This is a genomic window from Enterobacter sp. UCD-UG_FMILLET (genome assembly GCF_000762975.1).
GTDB classification, from domain to species: domain Bacteria; phylum Pseudomonadota; class Gammaproteobacteria; order Enterobacterales; family Enterobacteriaceae; genus Enterobacter; species Enterobacter dykesii.
The window spans coordinates 61,254-78,404 of sequence record NZ_JRJC01000038.1; the positions used below are offsets into that span (position 1 = coordinate 61,254).

The window sequence follows — 17,151 nt, forward strand, 5'->3', positions numbered from 1 at the left end:
CTATGGCTATTGTTGATCTGAGCCAGCTCGCCGCGCCTGATGTCGTGGAGGAGGTGGATTATGAAACGCTGTTGGCAGAACGAAAGGCCACCTTTGTCTCCCTCTATCCGGAAGAGGAGCGAGAAGCGATTGCACGGACGCTGACGCTGGAATCCGAGCCGATTGTGAAGCTGCTGCAGGAGAATGCCTACCGGGAAGTTATCTGGCGCCAGCGGGTTAATGAGGCTGCGCTGGCTGTAACGCTTGCCTATTCTTCCGGTCACGATCTGGACGTTATTGCGGGAAACAATAATACCGAACGCCTGACCATCACCCCGGGCGATGACACTACCATTCCGCCGACGGCTACCGTCATGGAGTCTGATGCCGACCTGCGGCTGCGTGCGCAGCAGGCATTTGAAGGATTGAGCGTCGCGGGGCCGGTTGGAGCCTATGAATATCATGGTCGAAGTGCCGACGGGCGGGTCGCTGATGTTTCGGTTGAAAGCCCTCAGCCCGCATACGTGACGATTTCGGTGTTATCCCGTGAGGGTGATGGTACCGCTCGTCCTGAACTACTGGCGGTTGTTGAAAAAGCGCTTAACGCTGAAACCGTCCGCCCGGTCGGCGATCGTGTAACGGTCCAGTCAGCAGAAATTGTGCCTTACAAGATAAACGCAACGCTCTACGTTTATCCCGGACCAGAAGCTGAACCCATCAGGCAAGCAGCGGAGCAGAAGCTGCAGAATTATATCAGCGCACAGCATCGCCTTGGACGCGATATTCGTCTGTCGGCCATCTATGCAGCGCTTCACGTTGAAGGTGTGCAGCGCGTGGAACTGGAATCTCCCCACTCTGACATTGTACTGAGTAAGTCCCAGGCCTCGAACTGTACCTCGTATCAGATAGCGATCGGGGGTTCGGATGAGTGAAAGGCTGTTACCCGTTGGGTCCTCACCGCTGGAAGTCGCCGCTGCCGCTGCGCTCTCGAAAATTGAGCGTGTGCCGGTACCGCTACGCACCTTATGGAATCCCAGAGCGTGCCCGGTGAATTTACTTCCCTACCTGGCATGGGCGCTGTCGGTAGACCGTTGGGATGAGGCGTGGCCGGAGAGCACCAAACGCAGCGTCATCATGTCCTCGTTTTTCGTCCATCAGCACAAAGGAACCATCAGCGCATTGCGTCGTGTGGTGGAACCGCTTGGTTTCTTGATTGATGTGCGCGAGTGGTGGCAGCTCGGTGAGGAGCCTGGCACGTTCCGTCTGGTTGTCGGTGTGCTTGATAATGGCATCACTGACGAAATGTATCAGGAGCTTGAACGGCTCATTGAGGATGCCAAACCGGCAAGTAGACACATGACCGGGCTGGCTATCAGCCTGAGCTCAACGGGAGAGTTTTATGTTGGCGCAGGATGCTATCACGGCGATGCGCTGGCTGTTTACCCCTATACCACTGAGGAACTTATTGTCGGTGGTGATTATTACCCGGCCTCGGCCATCCATTTGATTGATAACCTGAGAGTGAACGCATGACCGCAAAATATTTTGCCATACTGACGAATCAGGGCGCGGCGCGGCTAGCTAACGCGACGGCACTTGGTACGCAACTCAACCTGACGCAAATGGCGGTAGGCGACGCCAACGGAACGTTGCCAACCCCAGACCCGGCGCAGACGAAGCTCGTCAACCAAAAACGTATTGCGCCGCTGAACCTGCTCGCTGTTGACCCAAATAATACCAGCCAGATCATCGCTGAACAGATTATTCCCGAGAATGAGGGCGGTTTCTGGATCCGAGAGATCGGTCTCTACGACGACGACGGCATTCTGATCGCCGTGGCTAACTGCCCGGAGACATATAAGCCTCAGCTGCAGGAAGGCAGTGGCCGCACGCAGACCATCCGTATGATTCTTATTGTGTCGAGCACATCGTCAATTTCTCTGAAAATTGATCCATCAGTTGTGCTGGCAACGCGTCAGTACGTTGACGATAAAGTTATTGAGGTAAAGGGCTACGCTGATGATCAGATGAAAAAGCATATTGCTGCTGATAATCCGCATAAACAGTACCCTTTAATCGCCAATGCGTTAAAAGAAATTGCCGATGCGGGGTTAAGCGCTGAGGTTCTCAAAAACCTTGGTTTGGGAGAAGGGGCAGCTCTGCCGGTTGGCGTCCCCGTTCCGTGGCCGTCAGCAACTCCACCGACGGGGTGGCTTAAGTGCAACGGAGCGGCATTTACGGCCTCACAGTACCCAAAGCTGGCACTTGCCTATCCCGCACTCAAATTGCCTGACCTGCGCGGTGAGTTTATACGTGGCTGGGATGACGGGCGAGGGATTGATGCTGGTCGTGGGCTACTGTCATTCCAGGAGGGTACTATTGTTTCGGGCTTTGATGACAATGATACGGGGGATGTCAGCTCAATCGGGTCAGCCGCCTCTGCGTTCGGCGATGTAATGACCGCAGCACAATGGGAAAAAATCAAAGGAAAAAAATGGATAGGTAGTCCGGCAAACTCGCAACGCTACGATTGGTGGGCTTATGTTTCAGCCCGCCCCCGTAACATCGCATTTAACTACATCGTGAGGGCCGCATAATGGCGAAGGCAAAATTAAACAAGGAGCTTATTGCTACAGTGCCCGGTGATATAACTGTGTTTAACTACGATGGTGAGACGCGCGAATATCTTTCCTCATCGGTTGAATATTTGCCGGTCGGCGTCGGTATTCCGGCTAAATCATGCATTGACTCTCCGGGCGAAGACAAAGAGGGATTTACCATATGCCGGAAGGCAGATTTTACAGCCTGGGAATATATGGCTGATCACCGTGGTGAAACGGTATACAGCACTGAAACAGGCGAAGCGGTTGTCATCACAGCACCGGGGGATTACCCTGACGGCACTACCACGCTGGCACCTGCGACATATCATGACACGTGGAATGGTAATGAGTGGATGATTGATACTAAAGCGCAGCACGCGGCGGACGTGGAAGCGGCGGAGCAACAAAAAGTTGCGTTACTTTCAGAGGCGCAAACAACGATCAATATATGGCAGACCGAACTACAGTTAGGCATTATCAGTGATAAAGATAAGGCCAGCCTTATACTCTGGCTGACCTACATAAAGGAATTGCAGGCGGTCGTTCCTGACGCTGCGCCAAATATCAAATGGCCTACACCGCCGGTTTAACAGGCTAGCTAACATCAGGAGCCGTCGACGTATCGACGGCTTTCACTTCCTTCTTATAGTCCATCCATGATGATAATTTTGCTTTATCCTCATTGCTGATATCACCCAGCATTAACTCAACCCGCCAGTCTGCCGTAACATTATCAGCCATTGCCAGCAATTGCGCGCGCTGATTCTCTGCCTGTGCAATGTGGTCAACTTTGAGCGATACAAGAATTGGATATCCATCATCATCTGATTCGATAACCTTCCCATCATTTTGCTGTCCCGCCATTAGGGCGTTGTATAAATCAGCGTTAATTTCGACGATATCAGCAGGCATATTGTCGTTTATGCTGTCCAGGAAAAAGCCATTTGACGACTTGGAAAAATAAATCATTTTGTCTCCTATATACCAACAGCGAACCAGTAACAGGCGCGTTCGTATTCAATCATTGCACCCTGGCTAACTTTCCCAACAACGATATAGAACTGAGATGTACCCAAATCAGAGCAGTTTGCTACGCCTACTGAGGTAGCTCCTGCCGCTGAAGTTGTATGTGGGATTGCCATTAACATGAGTGTTCTTATGGGGAAGCTCACTGGAAAAGTAACCGTATAGCTTGAGCCTCCGCTAACAATGCCCCGCTGTAGGATCAAACCAGAAGGTAGCTTTTGAAAGCCCGGCGAACTCTGTGAACTGGAGAATGATGCCATATCTGGAATCTGGTTAGCGCCAGTCCCAACATCCCTTTTAGCCGCTTCTTTCAAACCAAGGTTTTCGAAAATGCGTGTTTATCCATTAAATGGCATGATTTCCGGTTTTGACGGAGAGAAATACCATGATTATTGGATACGTACGCGTGTCCACAAATGAACAAAACACCGCCTTACAGCGTGACGCGCTGCAGCGTTCAGGATGTGAGCTCATTTTTGAAGATAAAATCAGCGGTAAATCGACAAACAGACCGGGACTCAACCGAGCCCTCAGACAACTTAATGCGGGCGATACTCTCGTTGTATGGAAACTCGATCGGCTCGGGCGCAGTATGCGCCACCTTGTTTCAATGACCGAGGAACTACGCCAGCGAAGCATTAATTTCCGTAGTTTGACTGATAGCATTGATACCTCAACGCCAATGGGTCGTTTCTTCTTCCATATCATGGGGGCGCTTGCTGAAATGGAGCGTGAACTCATTGTCGAGAGGACGTGCGCCGGGCTGGCCGCAGCGCGGGAACAGGGACGAATTGGTGGCAGACGCCCTAAATTGACGCAGGAGGAATGGGCTCAGGCTGGCAGGCTGATTGCTTCCGGGGAATCCCGACAGCGCGTTGCGTTAATTTTTGATGTAGGTATTTCCACGCTTTATAAAAAATTCCCCGCCACGATAGTCGGACAATCGTTGTGCCAGTGGCCGCTGGACAGGGATGGTTAGCTCATGGCAAGCCCAGCCGCGACAATATCACTCACCAACTAACCAAGGAGTTAAACGGATGAGTGATTTTCACCACGGCGTGGAAGTCATCGAAATCAACGATGGCACCCGCACCATTTCCACCGTCTCGACGGCAATCATCGGCATGGTCTGTACGGCCAGCTATGCTGACGACAAGACATTTCCTTTAAACGAGCCCGTGCTCATTACCAACGTGCAAAACGCGATTGCGAAAGCCGGCAAGGCGGGGACGCTGTCCGCTTCTCTGCAGGCGATCGCCGACCAGTGCAAACCGGTTGTCGTGGTTGTTCGCGTGGCCGAAGGCACCGCTGAAACCCCGGAAGAGGCGCGCAAGCAGACCGTTTCCAACATCATCGGTACCACTGATGAAAACGGTAAATATACCGGCCTGAAGGCGCTTCTCACGGCGAAAACGGTAACCGGCGTTAAGCCGCGTATTCTCGGCGTGCCGGGGCTGGACTCTCAGGAAGTGGCGACCGCACTGGCCGCTATGTGCCAGAGCCTGCGCGCGTTCGGCTATGTCAGCGCGTGGGGATGTAAAACCATTTCTGAGGCGATCAACTACCGCAAAAACTTCAGCCAGCGCGAGCTGATGGTTATCCATCCTGATTTTCTGGCTTGGGATACCACCACGAACGCAACGACAACGGCCTGGGCTACCGCCCGTGCGCTTGGCCTGCGCGCCAAAATCGACCAGACAATCGGCTGGCATAAAACCCTGTCAAACGTTGGCGTCAACGGCGTTACGGGCGTAAGCGCCTCTGTCTCCTGGGATCTGCAGGAACAGGCTACCGACGCGAACCTGCTTAACCAGGCGGGCGTCACCACGCTGATTCGCAACGACGGATTCAAATTCTGGGGTAACCGTACCTGCTCAGACGACCCGTTATTCGTCTTTGAAAACTACACCCGTACCGCACAGGTGCTGGCCGATACCATGGCGGAAGCGCACGCGTGGGCGATGGATAAACCCATCACCCCAACGCTTATCCGCGACATCGTTTCCGGTATTAACGCCAAGTTCCGCGAGCTGAAAACCAACGGCTATATCGTCGACGGCTCCTGCTGGTATGACCCTGAGTCGAACGATGCAACCACCCTGAAAGCGGGGAAACTGTATATCGATTACGACTACACCCCCGTCCCGCCGCTGGAAAATCTGACCCTGCGCCAGCGCATCACCGACACCTATCTGGCAGACCTGTCAGATTCGGTTAACAGCTAAGGAGCTGAAGCATGGCGTTACCACGCAAACTTAAGTACCTGAATATGTTCAACGATGGCCTGAGCTATATGGGCGTTGTTGAGTCTGTGACCTTACCGAAGCTGACCCGCAAGCTGGAGAAGTATCGCGGCGGCGGTATGCCGGGCTCGGTCTCTGTCGACCTCGGCCTGGACGATGATGCCCTGGCGCTGGAGTGGACCGTTGGCGGTCTGCCGGACGCCGCGCTGTGGGCACAGTATGCCTCTCCGGGCGCGGACAGCGTGCCGCTGCGCTTTACCGGCTCTTATCAGCGCGATGACACCGGCGAAATCTCCGCCGTCGAAATCGTCATGCGCGGCCGTCATAAAGAGTTTGATGGCGGTGAAAACAAGCAGGGCGAGAGCGGCACTACCAAGATGTCCACCGAGTGCGCTTACTACCAGCTGACCATTGATGGCAAAGAGATCATCGAAATCGACATCATCAACATGGTGCTCAAAGTCGATGGCGTCGATCGCCTGGCAGAACACCGTAAGGCCATCGGCCTGTAACCCTTTAACCGGCCGGGATTACCGGCCGGTGAGTTAACTTTCAGAAGAGTAACGAAATGGAAAATATCAACGATACCGCCATGAACGAAAGTGAAAACCCACATATCGTCACGCTTGATAGCCCCGTTCAGCGCGGCGAGCAAAAAATCGAAAAAGTGACCGTCGCAAAACCCAATGCTGGGACCCTGCGCGGCGTATCGCTGGCGTCGCTGGCGCAATCTGATGTGGATGCGCTGATTAAGGTGCTGCCGCGAATGACCTCGCCGGCGCTGACCGAGCATGAGGTTGCGCGCCTGGATGCCTGCGATCTGCTCTCTTTTGCAGGTAAGGTGATCGGTTTTTTGTCACCGGCTTCGGCTCGCTGAAATTTCCCGAAAATGTGTCGGTCGACGATCTGATGGCGGATATCGCGGTGATCTTTCACTGGCCGCCGTCAGAACTGTACTCCCTTAGCGTGACCGAACTCCTCTTATGGCGCGAAAAAGCGCTGCAGCGAAGCGGAAACCACCATGAGTAATAATGTCAGTCTTCAGGAGCTGCTTAAGGCAGTCGACCGGGCAACCCGACCGCTTAACGCTCTCCAGAACGCCAGCCTCACTCTCGCGAGCGATATCCGCGATGTGCAGACGGCGCTGGGGGCGCTCGATGAGCAGGCGGGGCGCATTAACGGCTTCAGAAAAGCAAATGCCCGGCTCGCCACGACGGAGCAGTCGCTTGCTCAGGCGAAACAGCAGGCCGCGGCGCTGGCGGTACAGTTTAAAAACACGCAAAACCCCACCCAGGCGCAGGCTGATGCGCTGACTGCAGCCCGAAAATCGGCAGTCGACCTGAAGCATGAGTACAACAGCTTACGCTACTCGGTACAGCGTCAGCGTACTGAACTCGCTCAGGCGGGAGTGAATACGCGCACGCTCTCGTCGGATGAACGTCGTTTAAAAAGTCACATCAGCGAAAAAACGCAGCAGCTTAACCGACAGCGGGATGCGCTGGCCCGCGTCAATCAGCAGCAGGAGCGGCTGAGTACCGTTCAGAATCGCTACGAGTCAGGCAAACGCGTTACCGCGCGGGTGCGTCAGCTTGCGAATGCGGGCGTGGGCATGGCAAAAGCGGGCTTTGACCAGACGTCCCGGTTTATGGCCCCTGGCATCAGCTTTGAAAAGCAGATGTCGGCCATTCAGGCAAACCTTGGCCTGGCGAAGGGGGACTCCCGGCTTGAGGCCATTCGCCAGCAGGCGCGGGAGGTCAGTGCCAGGACCGGAGTACCTGCAGATACGGTCCTCCGGGCACAAACCGAACTGGCTCGTTCAGGCTATGACGCCGATGGGCTGCTTGCGGCCACCGCGCCAACGGTCAACCTCAGCCTGGCGGGGAGTGTCGACGCGGCTAAAGCGGCCGATATGATCGCCAGCACGCAGGCCGCGTATAGCCTGGCCGATGCGGATGCGGGACGCATCGCAGATGTGCTTACGCGCGGTTTTACCTCTTCGAATACCAGCCTCGCTGAGATGGTGGCGGCCGTCACCTCCGCTGCGCCCGCTGCGGATGCCGCCGGTATGGGGCTTGAAGAGACAACCGCGCTGCTGGGCGTTCTGGCAGAAAAAGGAATGAAAGGCGCTGCCGCAGGGGACGCGCTCAGCGCGATGTTGCGCCATGTTCAGACTCCGGATGCCATAAAAGCCGCGGGGGCGCTGGCTTCCGCTGCGGGTGATGGATCGCTTGATGAAAAACGCCAGCAGTTGCAGGGGGCAAAGGGCAGTACCGCGCTCGCGGCTTCCGCGCAGACCGATAATCTTGACGGCGATATCAACCGATTCCAGGCCGCGTGGAACGGGTTGAAGATTGATGCATTTGATAAAGCGGATGGCGCTCTGCGCAACCTGATAACAACCGCAACCGGCTGGCTTGGCACGGCCTCCCTTTGGGTGAATGCCAACCCTGAGCTGACGCAGACCCTCGCCAGCATCGTTGTCGGCGCGCAGGCGTTTGCTGGCGTACTGGGCGGCGTAGGCACGGTCATCGGCCCGGTTCTGACGGGCGTCAATATGGTTATTACCGCGGCCGGGATGTTGGGAACTGTATTCAGCGTGGTGGGCGGCGCCATCATGACGGTGCTGGGCGCGCTTAGCTGGCCGGTGATTGCCCTTGGCGCGGCGATTGCTGCCGGTGCCTTACTGATTTTTAAATACTGGGAGCCCATCAGCGCCTTCTTTGGCGGGGTGATGGAAGGGCTTTCGACGGCTTTCGCACCGCTGGGGACGCTGTTCTCACCGGTGATGGCGGTATTTGAGGCTATCTCGGAGAAGCTGGGCGGTATCTGGCAATGGTTCACCGACTTAATCACGCCGATCAAGGCGACGCAGGAAACGCTGGATGGCTGTAAAAACGCTGGCGTGATTTTTGGGCAGGCGCTGGGCGATGCGTTAATGGCACCGCTTGATCTCTTTAACAGCCTGAGCGGCAAGGCCAGCTGGCTGCTGGAGAAGCTCGGTCTTATCAAAAACGAGTCGGGCGATCTCGACGCCGCTGCGGCAAAAGCAGAAGCGGCATCCTCGCCGGCGGGCAGCGCTTATATTCCGGGCGCGGGGATCTCTGGCGGCAGCCTGGAGTATCAGCCGACCATCGCTACTGGAGGACGCTCTTACGTCGATCAGAGTAAAAGCGAATATAACATCACGCTGCAGGGGGGCACGGCCTCCGGAACGGATCTGACGCGTCAAATCCGGGAGACGATAGATAATATTGAACAGGATAAAGCGAGACGGCAGCAATCCAGCTTTATGTATAGTTGAGGAGAGAGAAAATGTTAATGGTGCTGGGTCTGTTTGTCTTTGAACGACGTACCTTACCGTATCAGTCAATGATATTCACAAAAGACTACCGCTGGGCATCCAGCGCTCGCATCGGGAAACCCAAAGCCTGGCAGTACCTTGGCGAAGGTGAGACATCCTTTAGCCTCTCCGGCTTACTTTACCCGGAACTCACGGGAGGGCGGCTTTCACTCAAGGCGGTTGAGCTGATGGCAAATGAGGGGCGGGCATGGCCGTTGATAGACGGTACCGGCATCATTCACGGCATGTTTGTCATTGAGAAAGTCACGCACACGCATTCGGATTTTTACAGTGACGGTACCGCCCGAAAAATTGAGTTTACCCTGTCGCTAAAACGCGTGGACGAATCGCTGATGACGACGTTTGGCGACCTGCGAACGCAGGCCTCAGAGCTGGTGGAAAGCGCACGGAATAGCATTGGAGGGCTGGTGGGATGATCGCCGAAATGAATATCCGGGCGGGTGGAAAAATCGCCCCTGATTTTATGCTTAAGCTTGACGATCGTGATATCACGCAAAATTTCAGCCATCGTCTTATCAGCCTGACCATGACCGACAAACGGGGGCTGGAAGCCGATCAGCTGGATATTCTGCTGGATGATTCCGACGGGCTGCTGGACTTGCCTGCCCGGGGGGCAAGGCTCTCCTTATGGCTGGGATGGGAGGGAACTCCGCTCGAGGAGAAAGGGGACTTTACGATTGATGCGATTCATTTCCGGGGCGCGCCGGACACGCTGACCATCCAGGGATTCAGCGCAGATTTTCGTGGAAAGCTAAACGTGCGGCGCGAACAGTCGTGGCATGACACGACGATTGGCGCGATAGTCGATACCATCGCTCAGCGTAACCAGTTGACCGCCAGCGTCGCGTCGCGGCTTGCATCCATCGCCATCTCTCATATTGACCAGTCTCAGGAGACAGACGCGGCGTTCCTCTCCCGCCTTGCTGAACGTAATGGAGCATTTGTTTCAATCAAAGCCGGGAAGATTATCTTTATGAAAGCGGGCCAGGCCATGACGGCCAGCGGCACTCCGCTTTCCTTAATGATGATTGAACGTGGGGATGGAGATAAGCACCTTTTTTCCATAGCTGACCGTGAAAATTATTCCGGCGTAACGGCCAAATGGCTGCAAACGCGTGACCCCAAACAACAAAATCCTCAATTGAGTATTAATCGTCAGTCCGGAGGGCAGCAGACAGAAGCACTGCAGCACCCGGATGCCGCCGCACCGGTAGCGGGAACAGAAGGCAAGGAGCAGAAACCGCAAGAGAGGCTGGTGGGATCGGCGGAAAACGTATTTGAGCTCACCACGGTTTATGCCTCTGAAGAGCAGGCGCTCAGGGCCGCAGAGGCGAAGTGGCGCACGCTTCAGCGGGTAACCGTGGGGTTTTCCATCCAGCTTGCGCTGGGACGCGCCGATCTGTTCCCTGAAACGCCCGTGCTGGTAAACGGTTTTAAACGCGTCATTGACGAGCAGGCGTGGATCATCAGCGAGGTGGTGCATACCCTCAACGATAGCGGGTTTACCACGCAGCTTAAGCTTGAGCTGAACGTCAGCGACGAAAAATTTACTGTTGATAGTGAGTAATGTAGTTGCTATTGTTTTTGTTTTGGGTATTATTAATTCACAAAATGTGAATTTAGTGGAGGGGTACATGTTTCATTGTCCTAAGTGCAAGCACTCTGCGCATGCGCGTACCAGTCGCTATCTAAGTGAAAATACCAAAGAGCGCTATCACCAGTGCACCAATGTGGACTGCAGCTGTACGTTCGTGACGATGGAGTCCGTGGAGCGCCTGATCGCGACCCCGGGCGCCTCTGAGCGTGTCCGAACGGCTTCGCTGAACCACGGTTAGCGACTCATAAAAAACCAATAAAAAAGCCACTCAATCGAGTGGCTTAATTATTTGAATCTAAACTAAAATTTGGTGGCCCCTGCTGGACTTGAACCAGCGACCAAGCGATTATGAGTCATAGAATACCTGTTTTCTCAAACTTTCTGATTTGTTCTGGTTTGTACTTTAAATTGCTTTAAATCATGGTGTTGTGGCTTTGTTGTCGTTTTGATTTGTTCCTAAATGTTCACGGCAGTAATATCGTTACCTGACCCATTACCTGACCCAAAATTTGATTGGGTCAGGTAAGCGAAAATGAACAGGTGATGACGTGGCAACGCATTTAACGGATACGGCAATACGCGGGCTTAAGCCTAAAAGCACGTCCTACTATGAGTGGAGTAATAGCGGCCAACGCGGCGCAGGGCGGCTTGGCGTAAAAGTGCAACCTTCTGGCAGTAAAGTTTTTTACTTTCGCTATTACGTTGATAAAGGCAAGAAAGAGAAGTTTATCCAGTTGGGTATCTGGCCTGAGATGAAACTGGTGACGGCCAATGAGCTGGCGAAAAAGTATGGAGCATGGCTTATTGAGGGCAAAGAGCCGCAGCAAGAGCTTGAGCAACAACGTCTGGCCGAGCAGCACATTATGCAGCTACATCGTTCACAGGGGTCGTTTGAAGAACTGGTGCATGGCTACGTTAACAAGATGAAGCTCGACAACAAGCGTACCTGGGCAGATGTGTTGAAACGGCTGGAGAAAGAGTGCTACTCAATTATTCCTCGCGAAATGAAGGCAAAGGATGTCACGTCCTCACAGGTTAAAGAAATTCTGGCTGGCATCATTCAACGCGATGCAGTTGTCCACGCGAACCGTATCCGTTCGTATCTGATGGCCGCGTTTAATTACGGTCTGAAAGCAGATAATGATCCGATGAACATCAGTGTAGGCATTACGTTCGGACTGCAGATTAACCCTGTTTCGGTTATACCAAAACAATCTGCCGCGGAGAAAGTCGGCGATACATGGCTAACGCTTGAAGAACTGCGCTTTGTTATGGAGCAGTTTGCACAGGCCACAAACGTTGGGCCACTGATGCAACATCTGATTCGCTTCTGCGTATACGCTGGTGGTCAGCGTCCATTCGAAATGATTGCCAGTCAATGGAGTGCGATCGACTGGCAGCAAAAGACGTTACTGGTCATAGCTGATGTATCGAAAAACAAGCGTGAGCATCTGATCCCGTTGACTGAATCGGCATTACAGGAATTAGCCTCGGTGAAAGAGCTGACAAAGGAAAGCAACAGTCCCTATATTTTTCCTCTGTCGACCAACGGTGAACGGCCAGTACGTACTGATAGCCTGGCGCGGTCCATCATGTATTTCCGCGCGTTTAACACTGAGTTTAAGGTCTTCACCGCCCGCGATTTGCGCCGCACCTGCAAGACTCTGATGGGGGAAGCAGGAATCAGCAAAGAGATCCGTGACCGTATCCAGAATCATGCTTTGAATGATGTCAGCTCGAAACACTATGACCGTTATGATTATCTGTCTGAAAAGCGCAGGGCACTTGAGATTTGGGAAGACAGGGTCAATTCCTATCAACGACAGCAGGAACACAATGTCGTGAACCTGTTCGGACGGAGGTAATGCTTGTCAAAATATGAGCTTAATTCAGCAGAAGAACGTTATCAGCCCGGTTCAGGTGATTTAGTTCTAGCGAACAAGCAGGGGATTATCGATGCCGCTGAAATGGATGCGCTGGAATCTGGGCTGTTGCTCATGTTGTATGAGCAGCTATTTATCAGCCAGCAACCACCAGCAACCTTGAGTTTTGAGCATATTCGCGAGTGGCACCGCAAATGGTTAGGTAATGTCTACGACTGGGCTGGAAAGCTCCGTAACGCTAACCTTGCAAAAGATGGGTTTCAGTTTGCTGCAGCGGACAGGATCCCGTTGCTGATTGCAGGCTTTGAAAAGCAATACTTTTCCCGCTTCACGGAATTGAACACACTGTCTCGCACCGAGTTGGCTGATTTTTTGGCGGAATGCCACGTGGAATTTATTTTGATCCATCCCTTTCGGGAAGGTAACGGGCGTTTGTCGCGTCTACTTTTTGATGCACTGGCGGTTCAGGCGGGTGTTGGGGTACTGGATTACAGCTTATGGGATGAGCATAAAGCATTTTACTTCAAGGCGATTCAGGCTGGTGTATCAGGTAACTTTGCCCCCATGATCCGATTGGTTAGCGATATTCTTCCTGATTAACGAGCCAAACCAACCGCTTTAGCCTGTGCCTGAAAGCGCTTGAGCTGCTTCTCGATTTTCTCCACAGAAACGCCGGTTTCAATTGCAGTGGAGCTGGCAACGGTGCGGAAGAGCTGCGTTTTAGTGACCAAAGGATGCGCTGTTTTCTTTGTCATGGGGAGAGCCTCATAGTTGATGCCTTCATTCTAGTTCGACCTGATAATGCTCACAAGAGGGCTCTTTATCATCTGTTGTTTGCGCATTGTTAGTACGCCGTATCTGTTTTAGTGAGGGTATTTCTACAGTGCCTGCTAGATCTGTACATTGGTTTCTCACGAGAGCACTACTCGGTTGTAGGCATCTGCTTGAATTACGCGTTGGTGATTGGGGCATTTCAGGGCAAGGCTAGTATGCGGGTACATCGGCGCTATGACGCTTAACGACCCGCTTCAAACAATAGACCCGACAGCGCTCACTTATCCATTAATGTAGTGGTATATCTTCCAGGTGATAGATACAGTCAAAAATATCAACCAAAACCAGTACCGTTTCTTGAATACCTTATCTTCTGTGATCCCTTGAGCCTCTTTAACTTTCCTTCGCTTATCGTCCTGTTTCTTTATAACACTGGGATTAGCCTGCGGGGCTACGCTCGTAACGGTAGCGGATTTTGTCCTACTTTGCTTCGTAGGTTTGTTATCCATCACACTCAATTGGCGGCGGCAGACCAAAACGCTCCCTTCCATAGATGTGATTATTCGGTGCCTGTCATTAAGAGTAATAAAATTGGAAAACCATTGAGACCTGTCGCTCCCACGTAAGGTGCCGTTAAAGTCTCGGCACGTGACGCTTGCGCCAGAACCTTTGTATGCGATGGCCCCGCCGGGCATTTCTAGGATCGTGGCACCGTTATTGCCTTTAATTAAATTTCCATCAGCGACAGCGATGTAACGAACGGTTCTGCAATCCCCCGAGACGGTGACTAAACCTTTTGTTGGACGTAATTTAATACGCTTGCCAGGTGCAAGGTCACGGCAATGTGCCATTGCTATAATCTTCACATAATCGGTAGGGTTCATAGGTCGATTTTTACCGTTATCTTAATGCTAGCAATGGTGTTAGTTATTGCATCTTGCGTGTTCGGCTGTACTAGTTCACGAGCAAAAAAATGATGCTTTTCTACACCGTTTTTAACTGCGGATAAGCTGGGAAGGATTACTTTTGTCATTTCACTTTCTCATGCTGAATCGCTACTCAGCTCTAGGGCAGCGCATGCCTTTGAACGGAATAACACGTACCGAGATAGCATTATCAAATGCTAGTTTCGGCTCTCGCGATGTTGAGTCTAAACGGCGGTGAATTTAAGACAAGCTCACACCCTGCAGCAATCGGAAACAAGCTGTCATTACAAAAAGAGCATGGAACACCAGTAAAGGTAATTTTCTTGATAATTAGTGCTTTAAGGAAATGTAACGCTATAGGTGATTGGTGACGGCAATGTTAAGGGGAATCACTTACTTCTTGGAATTGTTGGTAGGAGAAAATGGCAAACCCTGCCAACCCGATGATGGTGTTTAGCGTTCTCACACTAAGCCCATAATGGATGAATGGCTCGCTTTTGCAGCTGAACACACGAACAACAAAATCAAAAAGGCTGGCGGTCGCGTCTTTCACATCCGGTGAAATGTGATCACCACGGCTAAAGCCAGTCACAGCAAGGGCTGGCAGGTGGGGATCATTTTTTGTATTGTTTTTTTCAGTGGGTTTTGATGATCATTTTGGAAAATGATCCGCACGTTTTAGCTCAGTAATTTACTTTCAACTGTATGATTTATTGGGATTAAACATCGTTACGGCCAGACGTGACAGTGAGCGTTTATCCACTTTGATCTGCAGTAATTCATAATCATTTTGCATTTTCAACCAGTGCTCGGGCGTTCCGCCTAGCACATAGCTGAGCCGAACGGCGGTTTCTGGCGTGATCCGCGAGCTGCCATACACCAGATAATGGCAGGCCGAAAGGCTCATGTTCATCGCTCTGGCGAAAGTGGTCAGCGTTATTTCACTCAGGGCAAGAATCCCCCTGATTCTTTCTGCCGGGACAGGGCTTTGCAGATTTTCGTAGCCTTGCATCCAGCGAGAGCAGGAGCGTAGTGCTCTGCGCTTCGCCTGGCGGGTACGTTCGTAAGCATAATCAGTTGGCATGACGATGGTTCCATTTACAAGCGTGTTCTGGTGCTCAGCCTGGTCATCAGAATGAGGTTTTGCGCCATTCTAACCTGTACCTGATGAGTGCAGGACGTGGGTAGCGCGCTCATTCTGGCCACCGTTCATTTCTTTGTCCTGTATCGTTTGCGATAGTCTTCGTAGCAGGTATTATTTTGCGCACTGCATTCCAAAATTGAATTTTTACCCGAGCATTTTTCTCCATGGCTGCAATCTCCTCTGAGGGCTTCATGACGAACACTAACTTTTCTCAAACGGCTGCGTTTATCTGGTCGGTGGCCGATTTGCTGCGCAGTGATTTCAAACAGTCGCAGTACGGGCGCGTGATCCTGCCCTTTACGCTACTGCGCCGTCTTGAGTGTGTGTTAGCGGAGACCAAAGATGCGGTGGTGGCGAAATATGATGAATTAAAAACCAGCCCACTGCCGGAAGATGCCAAAGAGAAGTTTCTTCTGTGCACCAGCGGGTTTTCCTTCTTCAACACCTCGAAGATGGATCTGGGCAAGATGGAGCAGAACGACATCAAAGCCAACCTGGAAAGCTACGTACAGGCATTTTCCCCAGACGCGCGTGAGATCTTCGAACACTTCAAATTCAGTGAGTTTGTCGGCCTGCTGGGAGATGCCAATCTGCTGTTTAAAGTGGTGAAGAAATTCGCCACTACCGACCTTAGCCCAAAAGTGATTTCCAACTATGAAATGGGGCTGGTGTTTGAAGAACTTATCCGTCGTTTCGCGGAAAGCTCTAACGAGACCGCTGGTGAGCACTTCACCCCTCGCGATATCGTGCGCCTGACCACCTCGCTTGTGTTTATGGAAGATGATGAAGCGTTGACGCAGCCCGGTATCATCCGCACTATTTATGACCCGACGGCCGGAACCGGCGGCTTCCTTTCTGCGGGTATGGAATATGTTCACGAGCTGAACCCTAACGCGGTGATGCGCGCTTTTGGCCAGGAGCTGAACCCGGAATCCTACGCTATCTGTAAAGCCGATATGCTGATCAAAGGTCAGGACGTCAGTCGTATTAAACTGGGCAACACCCTCTCTAACGACCAGCTGCCGCTGGATCAGTTCGACTACATGCTCTCTAACCCGCCGATTGGTGTGGACTGGAGGAAGATTGAGGGCGAGATTAACGACGAACATACGCAGAAAGGCTTTAACGGTCGCTTTGGCCCGGGCCTGCCGCGTGTATCCGACGGCTCGCTGCTGTTCCTGATGCACCTGATCAGCAAAATGCGCGACAACCACAATATGGATGGCACCGTGAGCAACGGTGGGCGTATCGGGATTATCCTTAACGGTTCGCCACTGTTTACCGGTGGTGCGGGCAGCGGTGAGAGCGAAATCCGCCGCTACATTCTGGAAGCCGATTTACTGGAAGGCATTGTCGCGCTGCCAACGGACATGTTCTACAACACCGGCATTGCCACCTACGTCTGGATCCTCTCCAACAAGAAAGCGCCTGAGCGTAAAGGCAAAGTACAGCTGATTGATGGCACCAACCTGTGCGGCAAAATGCGTAAATCGCTGGGTTCCAAACGTAACCTGATGGGCGAAGACGATATCAAGCTGATCACCCAGACCTTCGGTGAGTTTGAGGTGGTGGATGTCACAACTCTGGAAGAACTGGGTCTGGAGAAAGCCGCCGA

General features: G+C 52.6%; 21 protein-coding genes. 16 read left to right on the forward strand and 5 right to left on the reverse strand.

Going from position 1 to position 17,151, the window contains the following annotated elements:
* The first annotated feature begins 2 nt into the window (after nucleotides 1-2).
* From LA04_RS19190 to LA04_RS19205, 4 genes are read left to right on the forward strand one after another with little or no spacing between them, the layout of a single operon-like run.
* Nucleotides 3-911 (forward strand): baseplate assembly protein, encoded by a 909-nt coding sequence (locus LA04_RS19190; protein WP_047652785.1) that lies wholly within the window; start codon nucleotides 3-5, stop codon nucleotides 909-911.
* Nucleotides 904-1,512 carry a phage tail protein I gene (locus tag LA04_RS19195; protein ID WP_047652786.1) on the forward strand — a complete coding sequence of 203 codons (609 nt, stop codon included), beginning with the start codon at nucleotides 904-906 and terminating at the stop codon, nucleotides 1,510-1,512. The genes LA04_RS19190 and LA04_RS19195 overlap by 8 nt, the downstream gene beginning before the upstream one ends.
* A complete protein-coding gene (locus LA04_RS19200; protein ID WP_047652787.1) occupies nucleotides 1,509-2,576 on the forward strand; it encodes a phage tail protein in 1,068 nt (355 codons plus the stop codon). The genes LA04_RS19195 and LA04_RS19200 overlap by 4 nt, the downstream gene beginning before the upstream one ends.
* The gene (locus LA04_RS19205; RefSeq protein WP_047652788.1) at nucleotides 2,576-3,172 is read left to right on the forward strand and encodes a tail fiber assembly protein; all 597 of its coding nucleotides are present in this window, start codon (nucleotides 2,576-2,578) and stop codon (nucleotides 3,170-3,172) included. The genes LA04_RS19200 and LA04_RS19205 overlap by 1 nt, the downstream gene beginning before the upstream one ends.
* Before the next feature lie 4 nt (nucleotides 3,173-3,176).
* On the opposite strand, the gene LA04_RS19210 is transcribed toward LA04_RS19205, so the two are convergent.
* Both LA04_RS19210 and LA04_RS25340 read right to left on the reverse strand, forming a co-directional pair.
* Nucleotides 3,177-3,551: a tail fiber assembly protein gene (locus LA04_RS19210; RefSeq protein WP_047652789.1), complete on the reverse strand. Its 375-nt coding sequence runs from the start codon at nucleotides 3,549-3,551 to the stop codon at nucleotides 3,177-3,179.
* Nucleotides 3,552-3,559: 8 nt separating this feature from the next.
* Entirely contained in the window at nucleotides 3,560-3,868 is a 309-nt protein-coding gene (locus tag LA04_RS25340; RefSeq protein WP_442854772.1) for a gp53-like domain-containing protein, read from the reverse strand.
* 125 nt (nucleotides 3,869-3,993) lie between these two features.
* Between LA04_RS25340 and LA04_RS19215 the strand changes: the two genes are divergently transcribed.
* From LA04_RS19215 to LA04_RS19265, 11 genes are all read left to right on the forward strand, one after another.
* Complete coding sequence (locus tag LA04_RS19215; RefSeq protein ID WP_047652790.1) at nucleotides 3,994-4,587, forward strand: recombinase family protein; 594 nt, start codon at nucleotides 3,994-3,996, stop codon at nucleotides 4,585-4,587.
* Between the two features lie 58 nt (nucleotides 4,588-4,645).
* Nucleotides 4,646-5,833, forward strand: a complete 1,188-nt coding sequence (locus tag LA04_RS19220) for a phage tail sheath protein (protein WP_047652791.1) — start codon at nucleotides 4,646-4,648, stop codon at nucleotides 5,831-5,833.
* An 11-nt stretch (nucleotides 5,834-5,844) separates the two neighbouring features.
* Nucleotides 5,845-6,363 (forward strand): phage major tail tube protein, encoded by a 519-nt coding sequence (locus LA04_RS19225; protein ID WP_023309235.1) that lies wholly within the window; start codon nucleotides 5,845-5,847, stop codon nucleotides 6,361-6,363.
* Nucleotides 6,364-6,419: 56 nt separating this feature from the next.
* Nucleotides 6,420-6,728 (forward strand): phage tail assembly protein, encoded by a 309-nt coding sequence (locus tag LA04_RS19230; protein WP_047652792.1) that lies wholly within the window; start codon nucleotides 6,420-6,422, stop codon nucleotides 6,726-6,728.
* Between the two features lie 32 nt (nucleotides 6,729-6,760).
* Nucleotides 6,761-6,880 (forward strand): GpE family phage tail protein, encoded by a 120-nt coding sequence (locus tag LA04_RS19235; RefSeq protein WP_023616176.1) that lies wholly within the window; start codon nucleotides 6,761-6,763, stop codon nucleotides 6,878-6,880.
* A complete protein-coding gene (locus tag LA04_RS19240; protein ID WP_047652793.1) occupies nucleotides 6,873-9,152 on the forward strand; it encodes a phage tail tape measure protein in 2,280 nt (759 codons plus the stop codon). Before LA04_RS19235 ends, LA04_RS19240 begins: the two co-directional genes overlap by 8 nt.
* Nucleotides 9,153-9,163: 11 nt before the next feature.
* The gene (locus LA04_RS19245) at nucleotides 9,164-9,628 is read left to right on the forward strand and encodes a phage tail protein (RefSeq protein WP_023309232.1); all 465 of its coding nucleotides are present in this window, start codon (nucleotides 9,164-9,166) and stop codon (nucleotides 9,626-9,628) included.
* On the forward strand, nucleotides 9,625-10,779 hold the full coding sequence (locus LA04_RS19250) for a phage late control D family protein (protein WP_047652794.1): 1,155 nt from the start codon (nucleotides 9,625-9,627) through the stop codon (nucleotides 10,777-10,779). The genes LA04_RS19245 and LA04_RS19250 overlap by 4 nt, the downstream gene beginning before the upstream one ends.
* 67 nt (nucleotides 10,780-10,846) lie before the next feature.
* Entirely contained in the window at nucleotides 10,847-11,047 is a 201-nt protein-coding gene (locus LA04_RS19255) for an ogr/Delta-like zinc finger family protein (RefSeq protein ID WP_029741756.1), read from the forward strand.
* A 310-nt stretch (nucleotides 11,048-11,357) separates the two neighbouring features.
* Nucleotides 11,358-12,674 carry a tyrosine-type recombinase/integrase gene (locus LA04_RS19260; protein ID WP_047652795.1) on the forward strand — a complete coding sequence of 439 codons (1,317 nt, stop codon included), beginning with the start codon at nucleotides 11,358-11,360 and terminating at the stop codon, nucleotides 12,672-12,674.
* Between the two features lie 3 nt (nucleotides 12,675-12,677).
* Complete coding sequence (locus LA04_RS19265) at nucleotides 12,678-13,292, forward strand: Fic/DOC family protein (RefSeq protein ID WP_047652796.1); 615 nt, start codon at nucleotides 12,678-12,680, stop codon at nucleotides 13,290-13,292.
* Here the strand turns inward: LA04_RS19265 and LA04_RS24890 are convergent.
* The 3 genes from LA04_RS24890 to LA04_RS19275 all read right to left on the reverse strand — a co-directional run bounded on the left by LA04_RS24890 (nucleotide 13,289) and on the right by LA04_RS19275 (nucleotide 15,476).
* The gene (locus LA04_RS24890) at nucleotides 13,289-13,447 is read right to left on the reverse strand and encodes a hypothetical protein (RefSeq protein WP_152594380.1); all 159 of its coding nucleotides are present in this window, start codon (nucleotides 13,445-13,447) and stop codon (nucleotides 13,289-13,291) included. The genes LA04_RS19265 and LA04_RS24890 overlap by 4 nt on opposite strands.
* Nucleotides 13,448-13,747: 300 nt before the next feature.
* Nucleotides 13,748-14,350: a hypothetical protein gene (locus LA04_RS19270; protein ID WP_047652797.1), complete on the reverse strand. Its 603-nt coding sequence runs from the start codon at nucleotides 14,348-14,350 to the stop codon at nucleotides 13,748-13,750.
* A 739-nt stretch (nucleotides 14,351-15,089) separates the two neighbouring features.
* Nucleotides 15,090-15,476, reverse strand: a complete 387-nt coding sequence (locus tag LA04_RS19275) for a HigA family addiction module antitoxin (RefSeq protein ID WP_081957732.1) — start codon at nucleotides 15,474-15,476, stop codon at nucleotides 15,090-15,092.
* A 251-nt stretch (nucleotides 15,477-15,727) separates the two neighbouring features.
* Here LA04_RS19275 and LA04_RS19280 point away from each other — a divergent pair.
* Nucleotides 15,728-17,151, forward strand: a 1,424-nt coding sequence (locus LA04_RS19280) for a type I restriction-modification system subunit M (protein ID WP_047652801.1), incomplete at its 3' end; no start/stop codon positions are given.

Coding starts and splice junctions, on each gene's coding strand:
- LA04_RS19190 (WP_047652785.1), top strand. CDS start 3: ATGGCTATTGTTGATCTGAGCCAGCTCGCCGCGCCTGATGTCGTGGAG.
- LA04_RS19195 (WP_047652786.1), top strand. CDS start 904: ATGAGTGAAAGGCTGTTACCCGTTGGGTCCTCACCGCTGGAAGTCGCC.
- LA04_RS19200 (WP_047652787.1), top strand. CDS start 1,509: ATGACCGCAAAATATTTTGCCATACTGACGAATCAGGGCGCGGCGCGG.
- LA04_RS19205 (WP_047652788.1), top strand. CDS start 2,576: ATGGCGAAGGCAAAATTAAACAAGGAGCTTATTGCTACAGTGCCCGGT.
- LA04_RS19210 (WP_047652789.1), bottom strand. CDS start 3,551: ATGATTTATTTTTCCAAGTCGTCAAATGGCTTTTTCCTGGACAGCATA.
- LA04_RS25340 (WP_442854772.1), bottom strand. CDS start 3,868: ATGGCATCATTCTCCAGTTCACAGAGTTCGCCGGGCTTTCAAAAGCTA.
- LA04_RS19215 (WP_047652790.1), top strand. CDS start 3,994: ATGATTATTGGATACGTACGCGTGTCCACAAATGAACAAAACACCGCC.
- LA04_RS19220 (WP_047652791.1), top strand. CDS start 4,646: ATGAGTGATTTTCACCACGGCGTGGAAGTCATCGAAATCAACGATGGC.
- LA04_RS19225 (WP_023309235.1), top strand. CDS start 5,845: ATGGCGTTACCACGCAAACTTAAGTACCTGAATATGTTCAACGATGGC.
- LA04_RS19230 (WP_047652792.1), top strand. CDS start 6,420: ATGGAAAATATCAACGATACCGCCATGAACGAAAGTGAAAACCCACAT.
- LA04_RS19235 (WP_023616176.1), top strand. CDS start 6,761: ATGGCGGATATCGCGGTGATCTTTCACTGGCCGCCGTCAGAACTGTAC.
- LA04_RS19240 (WP_047652793.1), top strand. CDS start 6,873: ATGAGTAATAATGTCAGTCTTCAGGAGCTGCTTAAGGCAGTCGACCGG.
- LA04_RS19245 (WP_023309232.1), top strand. CDS start 9,164: ATGTTAATGGTGCTGGGTCTGTTTGTCTTTGAACGACGTACCTTACCG.
- LA04_RS19250 (WP_047652794.1), top strand. CDS start 9,625: ATGATCGCCGAAATGAATATCCGGGCGGGTGGAAAAATCGCCCCTGAT.
- LA04_RS19255 (WP_029741756.1), top strand. CDS start 10,847: ATGTTTCATTGTCCTAAGTGCAAGCACTCTGCGCATGCGCGTACCAGT.
- LA04_RS24890 (WP_152594380.1), bottom strand. CDS start 13,447: ATGACAAAGAAAACAGCGCATCCTTTGGTCACTAAAACGCAGCTCTTC.
- LA04_RS19270 (WP_047652797.1), bottom strand. CDS start 14,350: ATGAACCCTACCGATTATGTGAAGATTATAGCAATGGCACATTGCCGT.
- LA04_RS19275 (WP_081957732.1), bottom strand. CDS start 15,476: ATGCCAACTGATTATGCTTACGAACGTACCCGCCAGGCGAAGCGCAGA.